Genomic DNA, 5,801 nt, shown 5'->3' with positions numbered 1-5,801 from the left:
GGCTCGCGCTCACCGACCGGCTCACCGACTGCTGGTGAACCGGGTCCGAGCGGGGCCCGCTGGGGCGGTTCGCCGGCAGGTGCCGCGGCGGGCTCTGCCGCGGGAGGGGGCGCGGGTGCGGGCGGGGCGGGCGCTCGGTCGACCACCGGGGTGACGCCCTCGGGCCGGTCCTGGGCGGGCGGGGCCGGAGCCGCGGCGGGAGGCGCGGAGATCTCGCCACCGACGGCGAGCCGGCGCTCGATCCGGTCGACCCGGGCGGCCAGGCCGTCCGGTCCCCCGGCGCCGGGGAGCAGGACCCGGGCGCAGATGAGCTCGAGCAGGAGCCGCGGCGCGGTGGCGCCGCGCATCTCGGTGAGGCCGGTGGCCACGAGGTCGGCGGCACGGGAGAGCTCGGCCGCGCCGAAGCGGCGTGCCTGCGCCTCGAGCCGCTCGCCGGCGTCGGCGGTGACGTCGATGAGGCCGGACGCCGTCGCGCCGGGGACCGCGGAGACGATCACCAGATCGCGCAGCCGGCGGAGCAGGTCCTCGGTGAAGCGACGCGGGTCCTGGCCCGTCTCGATGACCTTGTCGACGACCCCGAAGACGGCCGCGCCGTCACCGGCCGCGAAGGCGTCGACGACCTCGTCGAGCAGGCTGTCGGGCGTGTAGCCCAGCAGGCCGGCGGCGAGGTCGTAGGTCACGCCCCCCGGACCGGCGCCACCGAGCAGCTGGTCCATCACCGAGAGCGTGTCGCGGGCGGAGCCCCCGCCGGCGCGGACGATCAGCGGCAGCGCGGCCGGCTCGACCTGCACGCCCTCGCGGTCGCAGATCTCCGACAGGTAGCCCGAGAGCAGCCGTGGCGGGATCAGCCGGAAGGGGTAGTGATGGGTGCGGGACCGGATGGTGGGGATGACCTTCTCCGGCTCCGTCGTCGCGAAGATGAAGCGGAGGTGCTCGGGCGGCTCCTCGACCAGCTTGAGCAGCGCGTTGAAGCCCTGGGTGGAGACCATGTGGGCCTCGTCGATGATGTAGACCTTGTAGCGGCTCTTCACCGGGGCGAAGAACGCCTTCTCCCGCAGGTCGCGGGCGTCGTCGACGCCACCGTGGGAGGCGGCGTCGATCTCGATCACGTCGATCGAGCCCGGCCCGCCGCGGGCGAGGTCGCGGCAGGACTCGCACTCGCCGCACGGGTCCGCGATCGGCGCGCGCTCGCAGTTGAGGGCGCGGGCCAGGATGCGGGCCGAGGTGGTCTTGCCGCAGCCGCGAGGCCCGGAGAAGAGGTAGGCGTGGTTGACCCGGTTGTTGGCCAGCGCGGCGCGCAGCGGCTCGGTGACGTGCTCCTGCCCGATGACCTCCTGGAAGGTCTCCGGCCGGTAGCGGCGGTAGAGCGCGAGGGGCGAGTCCACCCGCGCAACCCTAGTCGGACGCGCCGACCTTTCCCGAGGCCGGCTCGAGGTGCTCCCGCGCCCAGCCCGCGAGCGAGTCCAGTGCGGGGATGAGAGCGCGCCCGGCATCGGTGAGCGAGTAGCGCACCGCCACCGGCGGCCCCTCGGCCACCTCCCGCGCGATCAGCCCGAGCTCGGTGAGCTCCGCGAGCCGGGAGGAGAGGACCGAGTCGCTGATCGCCGACCCGAGCCCGCGGCTCAGGTCGGCGAAGCGGGCGTCGGTCTCGGCCAGGACGCCGAGGATGATCCCGTTCCACCGCTTGCCGAGGATGGCGAAGGCCGAGCTCAGCGCCGCGTCGCACCGCGGCGACTCACTGCACGCGTCCATCCCGAACTCCTCCGGTCGCCGTGTGAGTGCCAGGTCGGCCTCGGGGTCAGCCTGACACTCACACGGCGTGGTTGTCAGGCCGACAGCCGCTCGGCGTACGACGTCGCCAGCACCTTGCCGACCTCGTCGGCCTTGGCCTCGGCGGCCGCCTTCAGCGCCTCGCCCTGCTCCTTGAAGCCGTCGAGCGCCGGGTTGACGCCCACGAGCGTGAAGTCGCGCTCGACGACGGTCACGGTGGCGCCCCAGACCTCGGCGAAGATCCGGACGAGGTAGTCGACACCGTGGTCCCAGCCCGCCTTGGGCCCGTCCTCGCCGTAGTAGCCGCCACGCGTGACCACGAGCGCGACGTCCTTGCCCGCGAGGAAGGCGCCCGCGTCGAGGCCTCCGCCGATGATCACCTGGTCGATGTAGGCCTTGAGCAGCTGGTTGACGCCCCAGTTGTAGAGGCCGGTGGCGACGACGATCGTCTCGGCGGAGCGGAGCTCGTCGTAGAGCTCGGCGGCGAGCGCGAGGCCCGCGGCCTGCTCGGGCGTGCGCTGGTCGGCGGGGGTCTGGTTGCCCGAGACCGCGGCGATCCACGAGGTGGGGAGGATCGGGTCGGCGGCGAGGTCGCGGGTGACGATGGCGGCGCCGGGGTGCTCGGCCGCCCAGGTGGCGACGACGGTGTCGGCGAGGGCACGGCTGGAGGAGTAGGGACCGAGGACGCTGGAGTCGATGCGGAGCAGGGACATGGTTTCTCCTGAATGAGTAGAGACTTCGTTATTCGAAGCAACCACGACAGGAGCAGTCGCATTCCCGCACCGGCGCGCGAGCGCCGCACCGCCGTGAAGCGGGCATGAAAAGGCCCCCCGAGCACCTGACAGAGCTCACGTATCCTTGCTGCCTTCCGGCCCTGGGGAGGTTCGGCGAGATGCCACCGCACGGGGGGTTGCCCCGAGTGTAGCCAGGGCTGGGGTGTGTCTGGGAAACCGGCCGACGTCCCGACAGCCTGGCTCAGTACTCGGTGCGGGCCTCGTCCGCGTTCCACGCGGCGAAGGGCGCGAACGCGTTCTCCGGGCGTACGGAGTCGATGCTCATGCCCCACTCCGAGCGCGGCTTGTCGAACAGCTCGTAGAACGCGCGGTCGTCGAAGCCGCCCTCGGCCGCGTCGTCGCGATCGGCCGCGTAGACCACGCGGTCCAGGCGCGCCCACAGCGACGCCGCCAGGCACAGCGGGCAGGGCTCGCAGCTGGTGTAGAGCGTGTGGCCGGCAAGACTGAACTCACCCAGGTCCCGGCAGGCGGCGCGGATGGCGCTCACCTCGGCGTGCGCGGTCGGGTCCAGGTCGCGCGTGACGCGGTTCTGCCCCGTCGCCACCACCTCGCCGGTCTCGGTGCGCACGATTACCGCGCCGAACGGACCGCCTCCCGCGGCGACGTTCGCGACCGCCAAGTCGATCGCGCGGCTCAGGAAGGTCTCGTCATTCAGCTCAGTCACGAACCGACTATGGCACCCGAATGTTTCGGCGCCGAAACCTCTGTTTCAGGACTCCGTCACTCTGCCGCCGACGACGTGGAGGCGCCGCGTGGTGTGGACGGCGTCGAGCATGCGGCGGTCGTGCGTGACGAGCAGCAGCGTGCCGGGGTAGGCGTCGAGCGCCGACTCGAGCTGCTCGATCGCGGGCAGGTCGAGGTGGTTGGTGGGCTCGTCGAGCACGAGGAGGTTGACGCCCCTCGCCTGCAGGAGCGCGAGGGCGGCGCGGGTGCGCTCGCCGGGGCTGAGCGTCGAGGCGGGACGCAGGACATGGTCGCCGCGCAGGCCGTACTTCGCGAGCAGGGTGCGGATCTCCTCGGGCGCGAGCTCCTCGGCGTGGGCGCGGAAGGCATCGAGCAGGCGGTCGTCGCTCTCGCTCCGCCCGACAGCCGCCTCGCTGCGCTCGCCGAGCAGCGCCCGGGCCTGGTCGATCTCGCCCACGACGACGCCGGGCCCGAGGTGGGCGTCGCCCTGGTCGAGCGGGACCCGGCCGAGCAGCGCGCCCAGCAGGGTCGACTTGCCGGCGCCGTTGGGGCCGGTGATCGCGACCTTCTCGGCCCAGCCGATCTCCAGGTCCACCGGACCGAGCGACCACTCCCCACGGCGTACGACGGCGTGGCGGAGCGCCGCGGTGACGGCTCCCGAGCGGGGCGCCGCGGCGATCTCCATGCGCAGCTCCCACTCCTTGCGGGGCTCCTCGACGGCGTTTCGCTCGAGGCGCTCGATCGCCTTCTCGGACTGGCGGACCTTGGCGGCCTGCTTCTCGCTGGACTCGGCCCGGAAACGGCGAAGGTTCTTGTCCGGCTCGTTGTTGATCGATCGGCGGGCGTTGCGCACGCCCTGTGCCGCCCAGTTGCGCTGGGTCACCATCCGGCCCCGGAGGTCGCCGAGCCTGTCGGCGTACTCCTCGTAGGCCTCGCGGGCGTGCTGCCGCGCGACCTCGCGCTCGTGGAGGTAGGCGTCGTAACCGCCTCCGTAGAGGTTGATCGCGTGCTGGTGCAGGTCGAGCTCGACGACCCGGTTGACCGTTCGGGCGAGGAACTCGCGGTCGTGGCTCACGACGACTGCCGGCGCGCGGAGCGTGGCGACGAAGCGCTCGAGCCGCTCCAGCCCGTCGAGGTCGAGGTCGTTGGTGGGCTCGTCGAGCAGCAGCACGTCGTAGCGGCTGAGCAGCAGGCTCGCCAGGTTGGCGCGGGCCGCCTGACCGCCGGAGAGGGTGGTCATCGGCTGGTCGAGGTCGACCGCTAGGCCGAGGTCGGCGGCGACCTCCTCGGCCCGCTCGTCCAGGTCGGCGCCGCCGAGGGCGAGCCAGCGCTCCAGCGCCTCGGCATAGCCGTCGGGGTCCGCCTCGAGCCGCTCGGTCGCCGCGTCGAACGCGCGCTGCGCCTCCGCCACTCCCGTACGCCGGGCGAGGAACGCCCGGATCGTCTCCCCCGGTCGCCGCTCGGTCTCCTGGGGCAGGTGGCCGACGACCGCGGTCGGCGGGCTGAGCGCGATCGCGCCCTCCTCGGCGGCCAGCTCGCCCGCGAGCGTGCGCAGCAGCGTGGACTTGCCGGCGCCGTTGGGCCCGACCAGCCCGATGACGTCGCCCGGCGCGATGACCAGGTCGAGCCCCTCGAAGAGCGCCTTCGCCCCATGCCCGGCGGCCAGCCCCCTGACCGTCAGCGTCGCGCTCATTCGCATCACGCTATCGGTAGCGGCTCCCCGTGCCGAGGCGATTTCCCGCCCGGCGTACACGACCGGTAGCCTCGCCTGCGGATCTGTCGCCTAGTGGCCTATGGCGCACGGCTGGAATCCGTGTTGGGTTAACGCCCTCGGGGGTTCGAATCCCCCCAGATCCGCCATCGCGAGAAGGCCTCTGACCTGCGGAGACGCTGGTCAGGGGCCTTTCCCGATCTCGGCGAGGACCCGGCGATCGGCGCGACGGCGTCAGGGCGTTCGGGCGAATACCTCCCAGAGGCCGCGAGCCTCGCCTAGCATCCAGCTGTGATCCGCCTGATCCCGGCGCTCGTGCCGACGCTGCTGTGGCTGTTCTGCATCATCGACGTGATCCGCGCGGACGAGTTCCGAGTGCGGAACCTGCCCAAGACGGCGTGGATCCTCGTCGTCTTCTTCTTCCCGCTCGTCGGCGGCCTGGCGTGGCTGATCGCCGGCCGGCCGGAGGCGGGCCGGCCGCTGACGCGGCAGCAGGGCGGGGCGCCGGGCTACCCGGAGTACGAGCGGTCGGGCCGCTTCGCCGCGTCCAATCCGGAGGACGACGAGGCGTTCCTGCGGCAGGTGCGGGAGCGTGCGGAGGCCCAGAGGAGAGCGTACGAGGAGCAGAAGCGGCGCAAGGCCGCCGAGGACGACTCGTAGATTGACCTGGTGCCCCGACTGCCGCTCCTACCCCGCCGCTCCAGCCCCCTGCGCGGACGGACGGTGCTGGTCACCGGCGCCAGCTCCGGCATCGGCGAGGCGGTCGCCGTCGAGGCCGCGGCACGCGGCGCGATCGTGCTCCTGGCCGCCCGCCGGGCCGCGGAGCTGGAGCGGGTCGCGGC

At 73.0% G+C, this 5,801-nt stretch carries 7 protein-coding genes, 1 tRNA gene and 1 other RNA gene; 3 read left to right on the top strand and 6 right to left on the bottom strand.

Going from position 1 to position 5,801, the window contains the following annotated elements; translation table 11 throughout:
- From QM572_RS19290 to QM572_RS19265, 6 genes are all read right to left on the bottom strand, one after another.
- The coding region (locus tag QM572_RS19290; protein WP_415095598.1) for a DNA polymerase III subunit gamma and tau at positions 1 to 1,385 on the bottom strand (1,385 nt) is incomplete at its 3' end.
- A 10-nt stretch (positions 1,386 to 1,395) separates the two neighbouring features.
- Positions 1,396 to 1,752 (bottom strand): winged helix-turn-helix transcriptional regulator, encoded by a 357-nt coding sequence (locus tag QM572_RS19285; protein ID WP_415095597.1) that lies wholly within the window; start codon positions 1,750 to 1,752, stop codon positions 1,396 to 1,398.
- 74 nt (positions 1,753 to 1,826) lie between these two features.
- Complete coding sequence (locus tag QM572_RS19280) at positions 1,827 to 2,483, bottom strand: FMN-dependent NADH-azoreductase (protein ID WP_415095596.1); 657 nt, start codon at positions 2,481 to 2,483, stop codon at positions 1,827 to 1,829.
- Positions 2,484 to 2,591: 108 nt separating this feature from the next.
- An RNA gene (gene ffs / locus QM572_RS19275) (signal recognition particle sRNA small type) lies at positions 2,592 to 2,682 on the bottom strand.
- 63 nt (positions 2,683 to 2,745) lie between these two features.
- Positions 2,746 to 3,228 carry a nucleoside deaminase gene (locus tag QM572_RS19270; protein ID WP_415095595.1) on the bottom strand — a complete coding sequence of 161 codons (483 nt, stop codon included), beginning with the start codon at positions 3,226 to 3,228 and terminating at the stop codon, positions 2,746 to 2,748.
- Between the two features lie 45 nt (positions 3,229 to 3,273).
- Positions 3,274 to 4,941: an ABC-F family ATP-binding cassette domain-containing protein gene (locus tag QM572_RS19265; RefSeq protein ID WP_415095594.1), complete on the bottom strand. Its 1,668-nt coding sequence runs from the start codon at positions 4,939 to 4,941 to the stop codon at positions 3,274 to 3,276.
- A gap of 79 nt (positions 4,942 to 5,020) precedes the next feature.
- Here QM572_RS19265 and QM572_RS19260 point away from each other — a divergent pair.
- The 3 genes from QM572_RS19260 to QM572_RS19250 form a co-directional block, all read left to right on the top strand.
- Positions 5,021 to 5,108: transfer RNA gene (locus QM572_RS19260), tRNA-Ser, on the top strand.
- Positions 5,109 to 5,250: 142 nt separating this feature from the next.
- Entirely contained in the window at positions 5,251 to 5,619 is a 369-nt protein-coding gene (locus tag QM572_RS19255; protein WP_415095593.1) for a PLD nuclease N-terminal domain-containing protein, read from the top strand.
- 9 nt (positions 5,620 to 5,628) lie between these two features.
- Positions 5,629 to 5,801 (top strand): SDR family NAD(P)-dependent oxidoreductase (locus QM572_RS19250; protein WP_415095599.1); only part of this gene is annotated, 173 nt, incomplete at its 3' end.

This window comes from Nocardioides sp., assembly GCF_047607365.1.
Lineage (GTDB): Bacteria > Actinomycetota > Actinomycetes > Propionibacteriales > Nocardioidaceae > Nocardioides.
Note: the sequence above shows the minus strand (reverse complement) of the source record. Positions and strands in the feature narration are given on the sequence as shown.

What these genes read in the sequence shown, in the direction of transcription:
- QM572_RS19280 (WP_415095596.1), bottom strand. Translation starts at nt 2,483, where the DNA reads ATGTCCCTGCTCCGCATCGACTCCAGCGTCCTCGGTCCCTACTCCTCC.
- QM572_RS19285 (WP_415095597.1), bottom strand. Translation starts at nt 1,752, where the DNA reads ATGGACGCGTGCAGTGAGTCGCCGCGGTGCGACGCGGCGCTGAGCTCG.
- QM572_RS19265 (WP_415095594.1), bottom strand. Translation starts at nt 4,941, where the DNA reads ATGAGCGCGACGCTGACGGTCAGGGGGCTGGCCGCCGGGCATGGGGCG.